The organism is Streptacidiphilus melanogenes (genome assembly GCF_000787835.1).
Lineage (GTDB): Bacteria > Actinomycetota > Actinomycetes > Streptomycetales > Streptomycetaceae > Streptacidiphilus > Streptacidiphilus melanogenes.
In genome coordinates, this window is the sequence record NZ_BBPP01000059.1 from 16,702 (window position 1) to 37,952 (window position 21,251).

Annotated in this window: 3 protein-coding genes; all 3 read right to left on the minus strand. The window is 74.7% G+C overall.

The genetic code is table 11. The annotated features are described in order from the left end of the window. Positions 1-3,276: type I polyketide synthase (locus tag TR49_RS35895; RefSeq protein WP_439654157.1), on the minus strand; the 3,276-nt coding region annotated here is incomplete at its 3' end. 33 nt (positions 3,277-3,309) lie between these two features. Beyond that, positions 3,310-12,942: a type I polyketide synthase gene (locus TR49_RS35900; protein WP_439654158.1), complete on the minus strand. Its 9,633-nt coding sequence runs from the start codon at positions 12,940-12,942 to the stop codon at positions 3,310-3,312. A 62-nt stretch (positions 12,943-13,004) separates the two neighbouring features. Beyond that, positions 13,005-21,251 (minus strand): SDR family NAD(P)-dependent oxidoreductase (locus tag TR49_RS35905; RefSeq protein WP_152627641.1); only part of this gene is annotated, 8,247 nt, incomplete at its 5' end.

Genomic DNA, 21,251 nt, shown 5'->3' on the forward strand with positions numbered 1-21,251 from the left:
CGGCGGGGGGCCAGCTGCCCAGGCCCACGGCTCGGCCCGCCGCTCTGCGGCGGCGGGCGCGAGGATGCCGGTGGCGTGCCTGGTCCAGGCGTGCTCGGTGGTCAGGGCTGCACCGCCCGCGGCGTCCTCGGGCTCCGGGCGGGAGTGCAGGGTGAGGCTACGGCTGCCGGAGGCGTCCGCCTCCCCCACCGCGAGCTGGAGCTGGACGGCACCGTGCTCGGGCAGGACCAGCGGGGCTTCCAGGGTCAGTTCGGCGAGCCGGTGGCAGCCCACGTGGTCGCCTGCGCGGATCGCGAGCTCGACGAAGGCCGTCCCGGGCAGCAGGACGGCGCCCATCACGGCGTGGTCGGCGAGCCAGGGGTGGGTCTGCAGCGAGAGCTGGCCGGTGAAGAGCACGCCGTCGGCGTCGGCGAGCGCGACCGCCGCGCCGAGCAGCGGGTGGTCGGCCGCGCCGAGGCCGACCGACGCGACATCGCCGAGCCAGCCGGCCGGGGGCTCGGGCCAGTGACGGCGGCGCTGGAAGGCGTAGGTGGGCAGGTCCACCCGGGTGCCGCCCCAACGCGCGGACACCACCCGCCAGTCGGGCGTGGCGCCGTGGGCGTGGGCCTGGGCGAGCGCGGTCAGCAGGGTCCGGGCCTCGGGACGGCCGGCGCGCAGGGTGGGCACCAGGGCGGCGGCATCGGCGTCGTCACCCAGGCAGTGCTGGGCCATGGCAGTGAGCACGCCGTCGGGGCCGAGCTCCAGGTAGGTGGTGACGCCGTTGGCGTCGAGCCGGCGGACGGCGTCGAGGAAGCGGACAGCCTCGCGGACGTGGCGCACCCAGTACTCGGGCGAGCAGATCTCCTCGGTGGTCAGCGAGGCACCGGTCACGGTGGAGACGATCGGGATGCGCGGCGGCTGGTAGTCCAGGGCCTCTGCGACCTGGCGGTAGTCCGCCAGCATCCCGTCCATCAGCGGGGAGTGGAAGGCGTGGCTCACGGTCAGGCGCTTGGTCTTGCGGCCCAGTTCCTCGAAGTGCCGTGCCACGGCCAGGACGTCGTCCTCGGCACCGGAGACCACCACGGCGGTCGGGCCGTTGACGGCGGCGATACCCACCGCGTCCGCACGGTCCGCCAGCAGCGGCAGCACCTCCTCCTCCGACGCCTGCAAGGACACCATCGCGCCACCGGCGGGCAGCTCCTGCATCAGCCGGCCGCGGGCCGCGACCAGCGCGCAGGCGTCGGCGAGCGAGAGCACGCCCGCGACGTGCGCGGCGGCCAGCTCGCCGATCGAGTGCCCGGCCAGGAAGTCGGGCGCGAGGCCCCACGACTCCACCAGCCGGAACAGCGCCACCTCCACCGCGAAGAGCGCGGGCTGGGTGTAGCGGGTCTCGTCCAGCAGCGTGCCCTCGGCACCGATGACGCCGAAGACGACGTCCTTCAGCGGGCGGTCCAGGTGCTGGTCCAGCTCCGCGCAGACCGCGTCGAAGGCCTCGGCGAAGACCGGGAACGCCGCGTACGTCTCGGCGCCCATCCCGGCCCGCTGGCTGCCCTGGCCGGTGAAGAGGAACGCGGTGCGGCCCTCGGCGGCCGCGACGCCGCGCACCAGGTGCGGCACGCTCTCGCCGTTGGCGAGCGCGTCCAGGCCCGCCAGCAGCTCGGCGCGGTCGGCGGCCAGGACAGCGGCGCGGTGGTCCAGCGCGGCGCGGGTGGTGGCCAGCGAGTGGGCGAGGTCGGCCGGGGCGAGGTCCGGACCGGCGTCCAGGTGGGCCCGGAGCCGGGCGGCCTGGGCGCTCAGGGCCTCGGCGGTCCGCCCCGAGACCAGGTACGGCAGCAGCGCCGGGGCGGCCACCGGCACGTCCTCGGCGGCAGACGGCTCGGGCTCAGGCTCAGGGGCCTGCTCGATGATGGTGTGCGCGTTGGTGCCGCTGACGCCGAAGGAGGAGACGCCCGCACGGCGCGGCTCGCCGGTCTCCGGCCACGGCCGGGCCTCCTCCAGCAGGGCGACGCCGCCGGAGGCCCAGTCGACGTGCGGCGAGGGCTCGTCCACGTGCAGGGTCTTCGGCATGACGCCGTGCTGCATCGCGAGGACCATCTTGATGACGCCCGCGACACCGGCGGCCGCCTGGGTGTGGCCGAGGTTGGACTTGACCGACCCGAGCCACAGCGGCCGGTTCTCGGGGCGCTCCAGACCGTAGGTGGCCAGCAGCGCCTGCGCCTCGATCGGGTCGCCGAGCACCGTGCCCGTGCCGTGCGCCTCGACGACGTCGACCTGGCTCGGCGTCAGACCGGCCCCGGCCAGGGCCTGCCGGATGACCCGCTGCTGGGACGGGCCGTTGGGTGCGGTGAGCCCGTTGCTGGCGCCGTCCTGGTTGACCGCCGACCCGCGGATCACCGCGAGCACCGGGTGGCCGTTGCGCCGGGCGTCGCTGAGCCGCTCCAGCAGCAGCATGCCGACGCCCTCGCCCCAGCCGGTGCCGTCGGCCGCCGCGGCGAACGACTTGCAGCGGCCGTCGGGCGCGAGCCCGCGCTGGCGGCTGAACTGGATGAAGGCCCGCGGGCTGGACATCACGGTGACGCCGCCGGCCAGCGCCAGCGAGCACTCCCGCTGGCGCAGCGCCTGCACCGCGAGGTGCAGGGCGACCAGCGAGGACGAGCAGGCCGTGTCGACGGTGACGGCCGGGCCCTCCAGGCCGAAGGTGTAGGAGAGGCGACCGGACAGCACGCTCGCCGCGTTGCCGGTGAGCGTGTAGCCCTCGACGCCCTCGGGCACCTGGTACAGCAGGTCGCCGTAGTCCTGACCGTTGGTCCCGGCGAAGACGCCGGTGCGGCTGCCCTTCAGCGAGGTCGGATCGATGCCCGCCCGCTCCAGCACCTGCCAGGTCGCCTCCAGCAGCAGCCGCTGCTGCGGGTCCATGCCGAGCGTCTCACGCGGGCTGATGCCGAAGAACGCGGCGTCGAACTCCGTGGCGTCGTAGAGGAACCCGCCGCTTCTGGTGTAGCTGGTGCCCTGCTGGTCGGGGTCGTCGTCGAAGAGCGACGCCACGTCCCAGCCGCGGTCGGACGGGAAGTCGCCGATCGCGTCGCGGCCCTCGGACACCAACTGCCAGAGATCCTCGGGCGAGTTCACCCCGCCGGCGAACCGGCAGCTCATCGAGACCAGGGCGATCGGCTCGGAGTCGCCCGACTCCGCGTCACGAAGCCGCTGGCGGGTCTGGTGCAGATCCGCCGTCACGCGCTTCAGATAGTCGAGCAGCTTGTCCTGATCCACTGTGGGAACCTCACCCAATTCGTTCACTGCTGAAGGTAGTTGCGGGACGGTCGGGGCCCGTCAGGCCATGCCCAGCTCGTTGTCGATGAAGGCGAAGAGCTCGTCGGCGGAGGCCGCCTGGAGCTTCTCGGTCACCTGGGCCTCGGCCTCCCGCTCGCGCGGAGCCCCGCTCCACCGGGTCAGCAGGGCCTGGAGGCGGGCGGCGACGTCCGCCCGGGTGTCCTCGTCCTCGGAGACCGCCGCCAGCGCGGCTTCCAGCCGGTCGATCTCGGCGAGCGATGCCGTGCCGCCCGCCCCGGCGTCGGGCAGCAGGTCCGCCCGCAGGCGGGCGGCCAGCGCGGCCGGGGTCGGGAAGTCGAACACCAGCGTCGCCGGGAGCCGGAGGCCGGTGGCGGCGCTCAGCCGGTTGCGCAGCTCCAGGGCGGTCAGCGAGTCGATACCGAGCTCCTTGAAGGCCCGGCTCCCGACCACCTCGTCCACCGTCTCGTGCCCGAGCGCCGCCGCCGCGTGGGCCCGCACCAGGTCCAGGACGGCCTGCTCGCGCTCCAGCTCCGCCAGCTCCGCCAGACGGCGGCGCAGGTCGGAGGCGTCGGCGGGCGCCTCGGCGGTGGAACCGCCGTCGTCGGCGGTGCGGCGGGCGGCGGGCAGCTCGTCCAGCAGCGCGGACGCGCGGACGGCCGTGAAGCCGGGCGCGAAGCGCTCCCAGACGATGTCGGCGACCGTGACCACCGTCTCGTCCAGGTCCAGGGCCCGCTGCAGGGCGGCGATCGCCGCCTCCGGCTGCATGCCGGGGAGCCCGGCGCGGTCCAGACGGTCGCCGATCATGCCGTCCGCCGCCATGCCCGTCTCGCCCCAGCGGCCCCAGGCCACCGAGGTGGCGGGCAGGCCCTCGGCCCGACGCTGCCCGGCGAAGGCGTCCAGGAAGGCGTTGGCGGCCGCGTAGTTGCCCTGGCCGGGGTCGCCGAGCGTGCCCGCGATGCCGGAGAACAGGACGAACGCCGTCAGGTCCGACTCCCGGGTCAGCTCGTGCAGGTTGCGCACGGCGTCCACCTTCGGACGCAGCACGCCCGCGATCCGGTCGGGCGTCAGCGCGTCGAGCACGCCGTCGTCCAGGACGCCCGCGGTGTGGACCACGGCGGTGAGCGGCTGCTCCGCCGGTACGGTGGCCAGCAGTCCGGCGAGCGCCGCGCGGTCGGCCGCGTCGCAGGAGGCGATCGTCACCTGCACGCCGAGGGCGAGGAGTTCCTCACGCAGCTCGGCGGCGCCCTCGGCGTCCGGGCCACGGCGGCTGGTGAGCAACAGGTGCCCGACACCGCTGCGGGCCAGCCAGCGGGCCACGTGCGCGCCGAGCGCGCCGGTACCGCCGGTGACGAGGACGGTGCCGCTCGGACGCCAGCCCTCGGCGCGCGTGAGGCCCGCCGGGGCGTGCACCAGTCGGCGGACGAACACGCCTGAGGCCCGCACGGCGAGCTGGTCCTCGGCCCCGGCGCCGGCCAGCACGCTCACCAGCCGGTCCAGCGCGCGCTCATCGGAGCGCTCGCCCAGGGTCGCGGGGAGGTCCACGAGGCCGCCCCAGCGCTGCGGCTGTTCGAGCGCGGCGACCCGGCCCAGACCCCAGACCAGGGACTGCGCGGGGCCCGCCTGCCGCTCGGCGCGGTTGACCGCGACCGCGCCCCGGGTGGCGCTCCACAGCGGCGCCTCGATCCCGGCGTCGCCCAGTGCCTGCACCAGCGCGACGGTCCCGGCCAGGCCGAGCGGCAGGCCCGGGTGGTCCCGGTGCGGCCGCTCGTCCAGCGCGAGCAGCGACAGCACGCCCGTCAGCTCCACGACGTCGCCCAGCTGCTTGCGCAGCACGTCGACCAGCGCCTCACGGCCCAGGTCCCGGGTGGCGAGGCCGAACACGCGGACCTCCGCGCCGCGTCGGACCAGCGCCTGGGCGGTCTCGGCCACCCAGGCGTCCTCCGCCAGCGTCTCGGGGACGACGACCGCCCAGGTGCCGGAGAGGCTTGCGGCCGTCGGCAGGTCCGTCAGCGGCTGCCAGGCGACCCGGTAGCGCCAGCCGTCGACGGTGGACTCCTCGCGGCGCTGCCGCCGCCAGGACGACAGGGCCGGCAGCACCGCGCTGAGCGGGGCGTCGTCGGCGAGGTCGAGCGAACCGGCCAGGGCCGCCAGGTCCTCGTTCTCGACGACCTCCCAGAAGGCCGCCTCCACCGGATCGTTGGCGACGTGCGCGGACTGCTCCTCGGCCCCGGCCACCTCGGGCCAGAAGCGCCGGCGCTGGAAGGCGTAGGTGGGCAGCTCGGCCCGCCGGGCGCCGCTGCCCGCGAGGGCCGCGGCCCGCCAGTCCACCGCGACGCCGCGCACCCACGCCTCGGCGAAGGAGGCCAGCACCCGGCGGGCGTCGCCCTCGTCGCGGCGCAGCGTGCCGAAGGCCACCGCGTCGCGGTCCGCCGCCTCGATGCTCTCCTGAAGCGCCATCACCAGCACTGGATGCGGGCTGACTTCGACGAACGTCCCGCAGCCTGCGGTGAGGAGCGACTCGGTCGCCTCCTGCAGCCGCACCGTGGTGCGGAGGTTGGTGTACCAGTACTCGGCGTCCATCCCTGAGCCGTCGACCAGTTCACCGGTCACCGTCGACTGCAGCGGCACCCGGCCGGCCCGCGGTTCGATCCCGGCCAGCGCCGTGAGGAGCTCCTCGCGGATCGACTCGACCTGCGCGGAGTGCGACGCGTAGTCCACCGGGACGCGGCGCGCCCGCACGCCGTCGGCCTCGCACGAGGCCAACAGCTCGTCGAGCGCCGCCGGTTCGCCGGAGACCACCACCGAGGACGGCCCGTTCACGGCCGCGACCGAGATCCGCTCCTCGCCCCAGGCCGTCAGGCGCTCGCGCACGGCGTCGACGGGCAGCGCCACCGACACCATCCCGCCGAGGCCCGCCAGGCCACCGGCGATCGCGCGGCTGCGCAGGGCCACCACGCGCGCGCCGTCCTCCAGCGACAGGGCACCGGCGACGACAGCGGCAGCGATCTCACCCTGCGAGTGCCCCACGACCACGGAGGGCTCGACGCCCGCTCCGCGCCAGACCTCCGCGAGCGAGACCATCACCGCCCACAGCACCGGCTGCACCACATCCACCCGGTCCAGCCAACCGTCACCGCCCTCGCCGCGGACGACGTCCAGCAGCGACCAGCCGTCCGCGAACGGAGCCAGGGCGTCCGCGCACGCGGCCATCCGCTGCGCGAACACCGCCGAGCACTCCAGCAGCTCCACCGCCATCGCGGCCCACTGCGAACCCTGCCCGGGGAAGACGAACGCGACCTTCCCCGGAGCACCCGCCACACCCTGCACCACGCGCGCATCGGGTCCACCTGCGGCCAGCGCCGCCAGGCCGCGCCCCAGTTCGGCGGCGTCCTCGCCCAGCACGACGGCCCGGTGCTCCAGCACCGCACGGCCCACCGCCAGGGAGAGTCCGAGACCCGCCGCGTCCGGCTCCTGCTGAGCCGCCGCGAAGGCCTGCAGCCGTGCCGCCTGACCGCGCAGAGCGTCCTCGCCCCGGCCCGACAGCACCCACGGCACCACCGGGGCGGCGACCGCCGGAACCCCGTCCGGCTCCGCCTCGGCCCGCTCGTCCGACGGCTCCTGCTCGAGGATCACGTGCGCGTTGGTCCCGCTGAACCCGAACGAGGACACCCCCGCCCGACGGGGCTGTCCGGTCTCGGGCCAGTCCCGCTGCCCGGTCAGCAGCTCCACCGCGCCGGTCGACCAGTCCACCTGCGGGGTGGGCTCGTCGATGTGGATGCTCTCCGGCAGCACTCCGTGGCGCATCGCCAGCACCATCTTGATGACACCGGCCAGACCGGCCGCCGCCTGGGCGTGGCCGATGTTGGACTTCACCGAGCCCAGCCACAGCGGCCGGTCCTCGGGACGGTCCTTGCCGTAGGTGGCCAGCAGCGCCTGCGCCTCGATCGGGTCGCCCAGCGAGGTGCCCGTACCGTGCGCCTCGACCGCGTCCACCTGGTCCGCCGTCAGGCCGGCGTTCGCCAGCGCCTGGCGGATCACCCGCTGCTGCGACGGACCGTTCGGCGCCGTCAGGCCGTTGCTCGCACCGTCCTGGTTGATCGCCGAACCGCGCACGACGGCCAGCACCGGGTGACCGTTGCGGCGGGCGTCGCTCAGCCGCTCGACCAGCAGCATGCCCACACCCTCGGAGGGCGTGAAGCCGTCCGCGGCGGCCGAGAACGGCTTGCAGCGGCCGTCGGAGGCCAGGCCCTGCTGACGACTGAACTCGACGAAGGTGCCCGGGGTCGACATCACCGTCACGCCACCGGCCAGCGCCAGCTCGCACTCGCCGTTGCGCAGCGACTGCACCGCCAGGTGCAGGGCCACCAGCGAGGCCGAGCAGGCGGTGTCCACGGTCATCGCCGGGCCTTCGAGGCCGAACAGGTACGAGACGCGGCCCGACACCACGCTGGCCGCCGTGCCGGTGGCGACGTGGCCCTCCGCCGACTGCGCCGCACCGGCCAGCAGGCCGAGGTAGTCGGAGCCGTTGGTGCCGGCGAAGACGCCGGTCCGGCTGCCGCGCAGGGCGCCCGGGTCGATGCCGGCGCGCTCGAACGCCTCCCAGGAGGTCTCCAGCAGCAGCCGCTGCTGCGGGTCCATGGCCAGCGCCTCGCGCGGCGAGATCCCGAAGAAGGCGGCGTCGAAGCGGCTGGCGTCGTGCAGGAAGCCACCCTGGCTGATGTAGGAGGTGCCCTGGTGGTCGCGGTCCGCGTGGAACACGGAGTCGAGGTCCCAGCCGCGGTCGGCCGGGAAGTCCGACAGTCCGTCACCGGCGCTGACCAGCAACTGCCAGAGGTCCTCGGGCGAGGACACCCCGCCGGGGAAGCGGCAGCTCATGCCGACGATCGCGATCGGCTCGTCGTCGGCGGCCCGGACCACGACCGGGGCGACGGCGGTGCTCACAGCGCCCGACAGCTCCTCGTCGAGGTGGCGCACCAGTGCGACGGTGTTGGGGTGGTCGTAGATCAGCGTGGCGGGGAGCTTGATCCCGGCGGCCGCGCCGAGCCGGTTGCGCAGCTCGACGGCGGTCAGTGAGTCGAAGCCCAGCTCCTTGAACGCCCGGCCGGTGTCCACGGCCTCCGGGCCCGGGTAGCCCAGTGCGGCCGCGACGTGCGAGGTGACCAGGTCCGTCAGCAGGCGTTCGCGCTCGGCGGCCGGGAGATCGGCGAGCCGGGCGGCGAACCCGCTGTCGGTGGTCTCCGCACCAGCGTCGCCACCCGTGCTGCTCTCCAGGGCGCGCACGGCCTCGGGAACCTCGAACAGCAGCGGGCGAACCCGGCCCGAGGTGAAGGCGAGCGCGAACCTCTTCCAGTCGATGTCGGTGACGGTGAGTACCGTCTCGCCTTGGTCCAGCGCCTGCTGGAGGGCGGAGACGGCCAGGTGGGGCGCCATCTCCAGGATGCCGTGGCGGCGCATCCGGTCGCCGATGCCGCCCTCGGCCGCCATGCCGCCCTCGCCCCACGGCCCCCAGGCCACCGAGGTGGCGGGCAGCCCGTCGGCGCGGCGCTGTTCGGCCAGCGCGTCCAGGAACGCGTTCCCGGGCGCGTAGTTGCCCTGGCCCGGCGCGCCGAAGGTGGCGGCGAAGGAGGAGAAGAGCACGAAAGCGGAGAGGTCGAGGTCGCGGGTCAGCTCGTGCAGGTGCAGGGCGGAGTCGACCTTGACCCGCAGCACCCGCTCCAGCTGGTCGGCGGTCAGCGCCCGGATCACCGCGTCGTCCAGCACGGCGGCGGTGTGCATCACGGCGGTGAGCGGCCGCTCGGCCGGGACGGACGCGAGCAGCGCGGCCAGCGCCGCGCGGTCCGACACGTCGCACGAGGTGATCGTCACCTCGGCGCCGAGCGCGGTGAGTTCGTCCCGCAGTTCGGCGGCGCCCTCGGCGTCCGGGCCGCGGCGGCTGGTGAGCAGCAGGTGCCGGGCGCCGTTGCCGGCCAGCCAGCGGGCCACGTGCGCGCCGAGCGCGCCGGTGCCGCCGGTGACCAGGACGGTGCCGCTCGGACGCCACGGCTCGGCAGGCGCCGATCCGGCCGACGTCGGTCCGGCCGACGCGTGGACCAGTCGGCGGGCGTACACGCCCGCGCCGCGCAGGGCGAGCTGGTCCTCGCCGCCGGTCCCGGCCAGCACCCCGACCAGGCGCTTGAGGGCCCGCTCGTCCAGCTGCCCGGGCAGGTCCAGCAGACCGCCCCAGCGCGGCGCGTCCTCCAGTGCGGCCACCCGGCCCAGGCCCCAGACCAGGGCCTGCGCGGGCCCGTCCAGTCGCTCGGCGGCGTTCACCGCGACCGCGCCGCGCGTGGCGGTCCACACCGGCGTCTCGATCTCGGCGTCGCCCAGCGCCTGGAGCAGGGTCAGCGATCCGGCCAGCCCGAACGGCACGGCCGGGTGGTCCGGGCAGCCCTGCTCGACCAGGCCGAGCAGGGACAGCACCCCGGCGGGTGCGGCATCCTCGGGGAATTCGGCGCGCAGCCGGCCGGCCAGCGCCTCACGGTCCAGGTCCACCGGACCGACCGCCAGCTGCCGCACGTCGGCGCCGTGGCGGCCCAGCGCTTGGGCGGTGTCGGCCACCCACGCGTCACCGGCCAGTGCCTCGGGCACCACGAGCGCCCAGGTACCGGAGAGCACCGGCGCGGGCAGCTCGGTCAGCGGCTGCCAGACGATCCGGTAGCGCCAGCCGTCGACGGTGGACTGTTCGCGGCGCTGCCGCCGCCAGGACGACAGGGCCGGCAGCACGGCGCTGAGCGGGGCGTCGTCGGCGAGGTCCAGGGAGTCGGCCACTGCGGCCAGGTCCTCGCCCTCCACCGCGGCCCAGAACTCCGCCTCGACCGGGTCGATGACCGCGTCCCCGGGCTCGGCGGTCTGGGCGGCGGGTGCGTCGAGCCAGTAGCGGCTGCGCTGGAAGGCGTAGGTGGGCAGCTCGACGCGCTGCGCGCCGGTGCCTCCGAAGACGGCGGCCTGCCAGTCGACGGCGATGCCGCGCACCCACGCCTCGGCGAGAGAGGCCGCGATCCGGCGCGCGCCGCCCTCGCCGCGTCGCAGCGTTCCCACGGTCACCGCCGCCGCGTCGGCCTCCTCCAGGCACTCCTGAAGTCCGGTCAGCAGCACGGGGTGCGCGCTGACCTCGACGAAGCCGTCGACACCGTGCACGGCGACGGCCGCTTGGACGGCGTCGCCGAACCGCACGGTCGAACGGAGGTTGGTGTACCAGTACTCGGCGTCCATCGCCGCGCCGTCGAGCAGCTCGCCGGTGACGGTGGACAGCAGCGGGATCCGCCCGGAGTGCGGGGTGATCCCGGCCAGGGCCGTGCGCAGCTCGTCGCGCAAGGACTCGACCTGGGCGGAGTGGGAGGCGTAGCTGACCTGCACCCGGCGAGCCCGGACCCCGTCCGCCTCGCAGGCGGCGAGCAGTTCGTCCAGCGCCTGCGGGTCACCCGAGACGACCACCGAGGTCGGGCCGTTGACGGCGGCCACCGAGATCCGCTGCTCGCCCCAGGCGGCCAGCCGCTCGCGCGCGGCGTCCACCGGCAGGGCGAGGGAGACCATGCCGCCCTGGCCTTCGAGGCCCGCGGCGATCGCCTGGCTGCGCAGCGCGACGACCTTGGCCCCGTCGGCCGGCGACAGCACACCGGCCACCACCGCGGCGGCGATCTCGCCCTGCGAGTGACCGACGACCAGCGCGGGCTCGACGCCGCACGCCCGCCAGACCTCGGCGAGCGACACCATCACGGCCCACAGCACCGGCTGCACGACCTCGACCCGGTCCAGCCACTCCGTGCCGGCGCGGCCGAGCAGCACGTCCTCCAACGACCAGTCGGTGAACGGCGCCAGAGCAGCGCCGCAGTCCTGGATCGCGGCGCGGAACACCGGCGACTCGTCCCACAGCCGAGCGCCCATCTCGGCCCACTGCGAGCCCTGCCCGGGGAAGACGAAGGCCACCTTGCCGAGGGCCTGGGCCGTCCCTTCGACGACGTCGGCCGCGACGCCGCCGACGGCGAGCGTCGCAACGCCCCGGCCCAGCTCGGCGAGGTCCGCACCGAGCACGACGGCCCGGTTCTCCAGTGCGGCCCGGCCTGTCGCCAGCGACAGCCCGATGCCCAGCGCGTCCGCGGTCGGCTCACTGTCCACGAAGGCGGAAAGGCGGCCCGCCTGCCCGCGCAGCCCGGCCGCACCCCGGGCCGACACCGGCCACGGCAGCACGGCGGGAACGATCGCCGCGACCGGCGCCTCGGCGGGCTCCTCGGCCGGTTCCTGCTCTTGCGCCGTCGGCGCCTGCTCGACGATCACGTGCGCGTTGGTGCCGCTGAAGCCGAAGGAGGAGACGGCGGCCCGGCGCAGCTGTCCGGTCTCCGGCCACGCGCGCGCCTCGGTCAGCAGCTCCACCGCACCGGCCGACCAGTCCACGTGCGTGGACGGCTCGGCGACGTGCAGCGTCTGCGGCAGCACGCCGTGACGCATCGCCATGACCATCTTGATGATGCCGCCGACGCCCGCCGCGGCCTGGGTGTGGCCGATGTTGGACTTGAGCGAGCCGAGCAGCAGCGGCCGACCGTCCGCCCGCTCCTGGCCGTACGTGGCGAGCAGGGCCTGCGCCTCGATCGGGTCACCCAGCGTGGTGCCGGTGCCGTGCGCCTCGACGGCGTCGACCTGGGACGGCGTCAGACCGGCCGACGCCAGCGCCTGGCGGATCACCCGCTGCTGCGACGGCCCGTTGGGGGCGGTCAGGCCGTTGCTGGCGCCGTCCTGGTTGATCGCCGAGCCGCGCACGACGGCGAGGACCGGGTGCCCGTGACGCCGGGCGTCACTGAAGCGCTCGACCAGCAGCATGCCGACGCCCTCACCCCAGCCGGTGCCGTCGGCGTCGTCGGAGAACGCCTTGCAGCGCCCGTCCGTGGCCAGGCCGCGCTGGCGGCTGAACTCGACGAACGTGCCGGGCGTGGCCATCACGGTCACGCCACCGGCCAGCGCGAGCGTGCACTCACCGGTCCGCAGCGCCTGCACCGCCAGGTGCAGCGCGACCAGCGACGACGAGCAGGCGGTGTCCACGGTCACCGCCGGGCCCTCCAGGCCCAGCGTGTAGGAGACGCGGCCGGAGGCGACACTGCCGAAGCTGCCGGTCCCCAGGTGACCTTCGACGCCTTCGGGCACCGCGCCGAGGCGGCTGGCGTACTCGTGGTACATCAGGCCCGCGAAGATGCCGGTCCGGCTGCCCTTGAGCCCCGTCGGGTCGATCCCGGCCCGCTCGAACGCCTCCCAGGACGCCTCCAGCAGCAGTCGCTGCTGCGGGTCCATGGCCAGCGCCTCACGCGGCGAGATGCCGAAGAAGGCCGGGTCGAACTCGCACGCGTCGTGCAGGAAGCCGCCCTGGCTGACGTAGCTGGTGCCCTGCCGGTCCGGGTCGTCGTCGATCAGCGACTCGACCTCCCAGCCACGGTCGGTCGGGAAGCCGCCGATGGCGTCGCCCCCGTCCGAGACCAGCTGCCACAGGTCCTCCGGGGAGGAGACGCCACCGGGGTAGCGGCAGCTCATGCCGACGATCGCGATCGGCTCCTGGTCGCGCTCCTCCAGCTCCCGCACGCGCCGACGAGCGTTGCGCAGATCAGCGGTGGCGCGCTTGAGGTAGTCGCGCAGCTTGTCCTCGTTCACCATCTCGTCCGTTCCTCGCGGCATCACAGTCGCGCCTGCGTCATGGGGGGCGGGAGCCCGGGTCAGGAGGTCTCGAGCTCGTCGTCGAGCAGGTCGAACAGCTCGTCGTCGGTGGCCGATTCGATGTCGCTGTCGTCCTCGGCCGAACGCTGGTCGGCTCCGACGAGGTCCCGCCACTGCGCGAGCAGGGCCTGGAGGCGCAGGGTGACCCGCGTCCCGGTCTCCTCGTCGGTGGGCGTGGCCGCCAGGGCCTGCGACAGCCGGTCCAGCTCGGCGAAGACGCCCGTCCCGGCCGCCTGCCCGTCCAGCGGCAGCGCGGTGCGCAGCTGTCCGGCGAGCTCGGCGGGGCTCGGGTAGTCGAAGACCAGGGTGGCGGGCAGCCGCAGGCCGGTCACCGCGTTCAGGCGGTTGCGCAACTCCACGGCGGTCAGTGAGTCGAAGCCCAACTCGCGGAATCCAGCGGTCGCCTGGACAGCGGCGGCACCGGCGTAGCCCAGCACCCCGGCCACCTGACCGCGGACCACGTCGAGGAGGATGCGCTCCTGCTCGTCGGCGGCCAGACCGGTCAGCTGCCGCACCAGCGCAGCCCCCGGGTCAGCCTCGGCGGTTTCGACCGTACGCCGGGCCGGCGTACGGATCAGCCCCCGCAGCAGCGCGGGCACCTCGCCCGACTCCGTCGCCTGGGATCGCAGTTGGCCCAGGTCCAAACGGGCCGGCAGCAACATCGGGTCCGGCAGACCGAGTGCGGTGTCGAGCAGCGCCAGGCCCTCCGTCTCCGACAGGGCCGCCACGCCACGCGTGATCCGGCGCGCGTCGGTCTCGGCGAGCTCGCCCGCCATGCCCCCGCCGTCCTCGGCCCAAGGGCCCCAGGCGAGGGAGGTCGCGGGCAGACCAACGGCGTGCCGGTGCTGCGCGAGCGTGTCCAGGAAGGCATTGGCGGCGGCGTAGTTGGCCTGACCGGCGTTGCCGAACACACCGGCTGCGGAGGAGAACAGCACGAAGGCCGAGAGCTCCAGATGCTGCGTCAGCTCGTGCAGGTGCCAGGCCGCGTCCACCTTCGGACGCAGGACCGTGTCGACCCGGTCCGGGGTGAGCGAGGAGATCACGCCGTCGTCCAGCACGCCGGCGGTGTGCACCACGGCGGCCAGCGGATGCTCCAGCCCGCTCCCCAGCAGCTCGGCCAGGGCGTCACGGTCGGCCACGTCACAGGCCGCGAACCGGGCCGACGCTCCCAGCTCCGCCAGCTCGGCGGCCAACTCCCCAGCGCCCGGCGCCGCTTCGCCGCGCCGCGAGACCAACAGCAGGTGCCGCACCCGGTGGTGGACCACCAGATGCCTCGCCACCGCCCGACCGAGCGATCCCGTCGCGCCGGTCACCAGGACCGTGCCGACGGTGTCGAACTCAGGCGTCACCTCGGGCTCGTCGGTGGCCACCGTGGCCAGGCGCGGAGCGAAGGCCGCCCCGGCCCGCAGCGCGAGCTGCGGCTCGCCGGAGTCGACGGCGGCAGCAAGCACCGCTCGCGAGGCCGGGTCCTCGTCCAGGTCGATCAGCACGATGCGGCCTGGGTTCTCCGACTGCGCGGAGCGCACCAGACCCCAGACGGCGGCCGACGCCAGGTCGCGGACGTCCTCAGCGTCGGCAGCGGCCACCGCGCCACGCGTCACCAGGACCAGCCGGGAGTCCGCGAAGGCCTCCTCGGCCAGCCAGGTCTGCAGCAACTCCAGGACGTGGTGAACGGCTGCGTGGGCGGCCTCGGCCATGTCCCGGGAAGCCGGAGACGCAAGCGGCACGACGGCCGTGTCCGGCAGGGCCCAGCTCAGCGTCGCCAGGTCGTCGAACCGCTCGGCGTCGGGCAACCCGAGGTCGTCCTCGCCGAGGACCGCCACCGCACCCAGGGGTCCGGCGGCGGGCAGCGCCACCGCCGTCCACTCCTGGCGGAACAGGGCCTCGTGCCGCCCACCGGATCCTGCCAACTGCTCGGGCGAGAAAGCCCTCAGAACCAGGGAGTCGATGGACGCCACGGGCGCACCGGTCCCGTCAGCTACCGCGAGCGAGACCGCGTCCGGCCCGGCCGGGGCGATCCGCACCCGCACCTCGGCCGCGCCTGCTGCGTGCAGCGAGACACCCGACCACGCGAACGGCAATCGCCCCTGGTCGGTCTCCTCCAGGAGGCCACCCAGCCCGATCGCGTGCAGCGAGGCATCCAGCAACGCCGGATGCAGACCGAACCGACCCGCCTCCGAACGGCTCTCCTCCGGGAGCGAGACCTCGGCAAAGACCTCGTCGCCGTGCCGCCACGCCGCCCGCAGGCCCTGGAACACCGGACCGTAGTCGAACCCGGCCACCGCGAAGGCGTCATACAGCGGCTCGACCGAGACCGGCTCCGCGCCGACCGGCGGCCACTGCACCAGCTCGAACGACGCCGAACGCTCACCCTCTGCGAGCAGACCGGCCGCGTGCCGCGTCCACGGCTCGTCCCCCTCGGCGTCCTCGGAGCGCGAGTGCACACTGATGCCGCGCCGCCCGTCGCCGTCGGGTGTACCGAGCGAGACCTGCACCTGAACTCCGCCACGCTCGGGCAGGACGAGCGGCGCCTCCAGGGTCAGCTCCTCGACCAGCGGGCAGCCGACCTGGTCACCTGCCCGCAGTGCCAACTCCACGAACGCCGTCCCCGGCAGCAGAACCCGGTCGGCCACCGCGTGATCGGCCAGCCACGGATGGGTGTCCAGCGCGAGCCGGCCCGTGAACACGTGGCTGTCGGCGTCCGCCAGGACGAGCGAAGCACCCAGCAGCGGGTGATCCGCCGTGCCGAGACCGGCCGACGCGAGGTCGCCCACCCAGCCGGTCAGCGGCCGGGGCCAGTACCGCTCGCGCTGGAAGGCGTAGGTCGGCAGCTCGACGACCCGCGCCCCCGTCCCGGCGTACAGTGCGGCCCAGTCGACCCGGACCCCGCGCACGTGCAGGCGTCCGAGGGCCGCGGCGACCGTCTCGGTCTCCGGGCGGTCGCGCCGCAGCAGCGGCGTCAGCAGGGCCGCGCTCTCGTCCCGCAGGCAGTCCTGCGCCATCGCGGTGAGGGTGCCGTCCGGGCCCAACTCCAGGAAGGTCCGCGCGCCTTCGCGCTCCAGGGTCCGCACCGCGTCGCAGAACCGGACCGCCTCGCGGACGTGCCGCACCCAGTACGCGGGAGTGGTGAGGTCGGCGACCTGGTCGAGGGTGGAGACGATCGGGATCCGGGGAGCGTGGAAGGTCAGCCGCTCCACGACCGTGCGGAGCTCCTCCAGCATCGGGTCCATCAGCGGCGAGTGGAACGCATGGCTGACGGTGAGCCGCTTCGTCCTGCGCCCGTCGGCCGCCAGCTTCCCGGCGACTTCGAGGACGGCCTGCTCCGTGCCCGAGAGCACCACCGCAGAAGGGCCGTTGACGGCCGCGAGGCCGATCTCGTGCTCCCGCCCCTCCAGCAGCGGCAGCACGTCCTCCTCGCCGGCCTGCACGGCCACCATCGCGCCACCGGACGGCAGCGCCTGCATCAACCGGCCGCGCACGACGACCAGCTCGGCCGCGTCGGCGAGCGACAGCACACCCGCCACATGCGCGGCCGCGATCTCACCGATCGAGTGCCCCGCAAGGAAGTCCGGGCGCACCCCCCAGGATTCCACGAGACGGAACAGCGCCACTTCCAGAGCGAACAACGCCGGCTGCGTGTAGGCGGTCTGGTCGACCAGCGCGTCTGCGTCCTTCAGGGGCCGGTCCAGGTGCCGGTCGAGCTCGGCGCAGACCGCGTCGTACGCCGTCGCGAACACCGGGAAAGCGTCGTGCAACTCCCGGGCCATACCGGCCCGTTGGCTGCCCTGACCGGTGAAGAGGAAGGCCGTCCTGCCGCCGCCGACCGTTCCGACACTGACGGCCGCCTCGCCCGCGGCCTCGCCGCCCGCCAGCAGCTCCAGCCCGCGCAGCAGCTCCGCGCGGTCGCGGGCGACCAGCGAGGCACGGTGGTCGAAGCCTGCCCGTGCGGTGGCCAGCGAGTAGGCGGCGTCGACGGTCTCCAGCTCCGGACGGGCGACGAGATGCCGCCGCAGCCTGCCTGCCTGCCCGCGCAGCGCGTCCGGCGTCCGGCCCGACAGCACGAGCGGCACCACCGGCGCCCGACCGGCCGTCCGCGGCTCCGCCTCGACCCCCGGGGGCTGCTCGATCACGGTGTGCGCGTTGGTGCCGCTGATCCCGAAAGAGGAGATGGCGGCCCGGCGCGGCCGCCCGGTCTCGGGCCACTGCCGCGCCTCGGTCAGCAGCTCCACCGCGCCCGCCGACCAATCCACGTGCGTGGACGGCTCGCTGACGTGCAGGGTCTGCGGCAGCACGCCGTGCTGCATGGCCAGCACCATCTTGATGACGCCCGCCACACCGGCGGCCGCCTGGGTGTGGCCAAGGTTCGACTTGATCGAGCCCAGCCACAGGGGGTGTTCGCGGTCCTGGCCGTAGGTGGCCAGCAGCGCCTGCGCCTCGATCGGGTCGCCCAGCGAGGTCCCCGTGCCGTGCGCCTCGACCGCGTCCACCTCACCGGCCGTCAGCCCGGCCGAGGCCAGCGCCTGACGGATGACCCGCTGCTGCGAAGGGCCGTTGGGCGCCGTCAGGCCGTTGCTGGCGCCGTCCTGGTTCACCGCACTGCCGCGCACCACCGCCAGCACCGGATGACCGTTGCGCCGCGCGTCGGAGAGCCGCTCGACCAGCAGCATGCCGACGCCCTCGCCCCAGCCGGTACCGTCCGCGCCGTCCGAGAACGCCTTGCACCGACCGTCCACGGACAGGCCGCGCTGGCGGCTGAAGCCGACGAACGTCGCCGGGGTCGCCATCACGGTCACACCGCCGGCCAGCGCCATGGTGCACTCGCCGCTGCGCAGCGCCTGGATCGCCCAGTGCAGTGCGACCAGCGAGGACGAGCACGCGGTGTCGACCGTCACCGCCGGGCCTTCCAGCCCGAAGTTGTAGGAGACCCGGCCCGAGGCGACACTGCCGGTGTCGCCGCCGCCCAGGTAGCCCTCCCCGGCGGCCGGGTCCTCCTGGAGGCGGGTGGCGTAGTCGTGGTACATCACGCCGACGAAGACACCGGTCCGGCTGCCGCGCAGGGCGGCCGGGTCGATGCCCGCCCGCTCGAACGCCTCCCAGGAGGTCTCCAGCAGCAGCCGCTGCTGCGGGTCGGTGGCCACCGCCTCACGCGGCGAGATGCCGAAGAAGGTCGGGTCGAACTCCGCGGCGTCGTGCAGGAAGCCGCCCTCACGGGTGTACGAGGTGCCGGGGTGCTCCGGGTCCGGGTGGTAGAGGCGCTCGATGTCCCAGCCACGGTCCTCGGGGAAGCCGGTGATCGCGTCCCGACCGGCGGCGACCAGATCCCACAGCTCCTCGGGCGAGGCGACCCCGCCGGGGAAGCGGCAGCTCATGGCGACGATGGCGATCGGATCGTCGTCGGTCGACGCGATCACGGCGGCGGAGCCGCCCCGCTCGTCCGACCCGGTGCCGCCGAGGAGCTCGGCGCGCAGTTGCCGTGCGAGAGCGTGCGGGTTGGGGTGGTCGAACACCACCGTGGCCGGCAGGCGCAGCGCGGTCGCCCCGTTGAGGCTGTTGCGCAGGTCGAGGGCGCTCAGCGAGTCGAAGCCCAGATCACGGAAGGCTCGGGTCGGATCGACGGCCTCCGGACCGCCGTGGCCCAGCACGGCGGCGACGTGGGTCCGGACCAGGTCGAGGAGCAGAGCGTCCTGTTCCTCAGGGGACAGGCCGACGAGCCGCGCGTCGAATGCGGAGTCCTCGGTCGCGGTTGTGGCGGCGACGCGACGCATCGGCGCCCGGACCAGCCCGTGCAGCAGGCGCGGCAGGATCCCAGAGTCGGCCTGCGCCTGCAGACCGGCGCGGTCCAGCCGGACCGGCACCGCCACGGCTTCGTCCGAGCGAAGCGACGCGTCGAACAGGGCGAGCCCCTCGGTGGGCGAGAGCGGCACCACGCCACCTCGGCTCATCCGCTCGACGTCGGCCGCCATGCCGCCGTCCTCGGCCCACAGTCCCCACGCCAGCGAGGACCCCGGCAGACCTGCCGAGCGGCGATGCCGGGCGAGGGCGTCCAGGAAGCTGTTGGCCGCCGCGTAGTTGCCCTGACCCGCCGCGCCGAACACCCCGGCCGCCGAGGAGAACAGCACGAAGGCGGACAGATCCTGATCCTTGGTCAGCTCGTGCAGGTGCCAGGCCGCATCCACCTTCGGACGCAGCACCGCGGCAACGCGCTCGGGCGTGAGGGACGCAATGACACCGTCGTCCAGCACACCAGCCGTGTGCACCACGGCGGTCAGCGGGTGCTCCAGCGAGCCCAGCAGGGCCTCCAGCGCAGTTCGGTCCGCCACGTCGCACGCCGCGAACTGCGCCTCGGCGCCCAGCACCGCCAGCTCGGCGGCCAGCTCCCGAGCGCCCTCGGCCGCAGCACCACGCCGGGAGACCAGGAGCAGGCGACGCGCGCCGTACCCGGTCACCAGGTGCCGGGCGAACAGACCACCAAGGGCGCCGGTGGCCCCGGTGAGCAGCACGATGCCCTCGGGGTCCAGCTGCGGCGCGTCGCCACCGCCCGCGGACATCCGCGCCAGGCGCGGCGCGAACGGCGCCCCCGCACGCAGGGCGAGCTGCGGCTCACCGGCATCCACGGCCCGGGACAACGCCTCCAGCGACGCCGGGTCCTCGTCCAGGTCCACCAGCACGATCCGGCCCGGATCCTCCGACTGCGCGGAGCGCAGCAGACCCGATACAGCAGCCGACGGGAGGTCTCCGCTGGTCGCCCCACGCGTCACCACCACCAGGCGGGAACCGCCGAACGCCTCCTCCGCCAGCCATTGCTGGACGAGGGCGAGCACCCGTTGCACGGAGGCGTGAGTGGCAGCGGCGACATCGCCGACTTCCGGTCGCACCGGCAGCACGACCGTGCCCGGCACGGCCTCCGCCAGCTCGCTCAGATCCTCGAACAGCACCGCGTCCGCGAGCCCGAGGTCGTCGTCGCCCAGCACCGCCACCCCGCCGAGGGGACGGGCAGCGGGCAGCGTCACACCCGTCCACTCCTGGCGGAACAGCGCCTCGTGGCCACCTGCACCGGTCCCCGCCAACTGCTCGGGCGAGAAGGCCCGCAGCGCCAGCGAGTCGATCGACGCAACCGGCGCACCGGTCCCGTCCGCGACCGCGAGCGAGACCGCGTCCGCACCAACGGCCGACACACGCACCCGCAACTCGGCCGCGCCGGACGCGTGCAGCGACACACCCGACCACGCGAAGGGCAGTCGGCCCTGCCCGGTGTCCTCCAGCAGGCCGCCGAGTCCGATCGCGTGCAGCGAAGCATCCAGCAACGCCGGATGCAGACCGAACAGACCCGCTTCCGAACGACTGTCCTCCGGCAGCGAGACCTCGGCGAACACCTCGCCGTCGCGCCGCCACGCCGCCCGCAGGCCCTGGAACACGGGCCCGTAACCGAACCCGGCCACCGCGAACCCGTCGTACACCGACTCGACCGACATCGGCTCCGCACCCACCGGCGGCCACGGCGCCAGCTCGAAGTCCGGCATCCGCTCGCCCTCCGCGAGCAGACCGGTTGCGTGCCGCGTCCAGGACAGGTCCAGCTCGGCATCCTCCGAGCGCGCGTACACGCTCAGCGACCGGCGCCCCGAAGCGTCCGGTTCGCCCACCGCAAGGCAGAGCCGAAGCGCCCCCGTCGCGGGGACCACGAGCGGGGCCTCCAGCGTCAGCTCTTCCAGCCGCCCGCACCCCGCCTGGTCGCCGGCCGCCACCGCGAGCTCCACGAACGCCGTCCCCGGCAGCAGCACACTGCCCGCCACCGCGTGGTCGGCCAGCCAGGGCTGCGTGTCGAGCGACAAACGGCCGAAGAGCAGCAGCCCGTCCGCATCCGGCAGCGCGACGATCGCGCCCAGCAGCGGGTGATCGACCGACTCGAGACCGGAGGCGGTGACATCGCCGCTGGGAGCGGCACCGCTGTCCAGCCAGTAGCGCTCCTTCTGGAAGGCGTAGGTGGGCAGGTCGACGCGCCGGGCGCCGGTGCCCGCGAAGACCGCCGACCAGTCGAGCCTGACCCCGCGCACGTAGAGCTGGGCCAGCGCGGCGGTGAAGGTCTCCGCCTCGGCGCGGTCGCCGCGCAGCACGGGCGCGAACACCGCGTCCTCGGTCACGCAGTCCTGGCCGAGCGCGGAGAGCGTCCCGTCCGGACCGAGCTCCAGGAAGGTGCGGACACCCTCTCGCTCAAGGGTCGCGACGGCGTCGCGGAAGCGGACCGCCCC